Here is a 1,024-nt window from a genome sequence, read left to right as displayed (position 1 = left end):
GCAGCGGACGTTTGCAATTGCTCCCGCATTTGATGGCGCATGTTAATCAACAGGGAACGATAGTGGTGTATCAATTAATAGCGTAAAATAAATTTAGAGTGTTGTTACTTAAGACTATTGTTAAGTTTCGAAACGAAGTTTCTATATAGAACGCTAGTTTTTGAACTCAGCGAGCTTACGGTCCACAATCTCATGGGAGGAATATTGAGTTTCACAAATCGAGGAAAAGAATGCCGTTAAAAAAATGGATAGCAAAAGGCTTTATCGCAATCATTCTAGCAGTGGGAGGTGCCTGTCTGGAGGCAAGCTCAGATATCATTAAGAACAATTTTGAACCAGTACTTGTGTCAGCAAGAAATTTCTTAGAGGATCGGTTATCCCCTATCCCGAGCAGCGCGCTTATTGGCATCAATCTCACCTTTTATTTATCTTCTGCTGATGCTGGAGAAGCATATGCGGAAGGAGTATCAGCAACGATACCTGGTTCCCTATGCTTGGCATCAAATGGACATAACATTGTACGCCCTTTTGAAGAGTCGGCTAACGGGTATAAAACGAACGTAATAATGCATATCGCTTGTAGACCCTCTGGTCGGATTTCCATAACTCTTTCACCTCAAAATGGCCAAGGCTTCAAGGTATATGAGGGTAGACTTAGTGACGGAGACAAAGTGGCTTTTTCCGGCGTGCCGGGCAGCTACAATGCAGGCATAGTAACAATCTACCGGCTGGATGCGATTGAACCTCAGGGACCTTGGGTACCAGCAAATAAATGTCTGCGTTCTAATACATGTGAAGATTCCGACTTTTCCATCTCAGAATAAAGTCTCAAGGATAGGATCAATTCTTATGCATTCAGGCTAGTCAAGTTAACAGCTTGCTCACATTGGCCGACTTTTACCTATGGTCAAAATGAGGGAGCAGTTATGACCTGCCCCCTATTGATTAAAACACAACATTGATAGCATTTTCCGCTTATGTCACTCAGCTGAAAAGCCTGTGGCGCAAAAGGTCTACTTTGAGC

1 protein-coding gene is annotated in these 1,024 nt (G+C 43.0%); it reads left to right on the top strand.

Annotation, left to right across the window (positions count from 1 at the left end; all coding sequences use genetic code 11):
- Positions 1 to 230: 230 nt before the first annotated feature.
- On the top strand, positions 231 to 824 hold the full coding sequence (locus HA45_RS23325) for a hypothetical protein (RefSeq protein ID WP_128599098.1): 594 nt from the start codon (positions 231 to 233) through the stop codon (positions 822 to 824).
- The last annotated feature ends 200 nt before the right edge of the window (positions 825 to 1,024 follow it).

Source organism: Pantoea rodasii (assembly GCF_002095465.1).
In the GTDB taxonomy this organism is placed as follows: domain Bacteria; phylum Pseudomonadota; class Gammaproteobacteria; order Enterobacterales; family Enterobacteriaceae; genus Pantoea; species Pantoea rodasii.
Note: the sequence above shows the minus strand (reverse complement) of the source record. Positions and strands in the feature narration are given on the sequence as shown.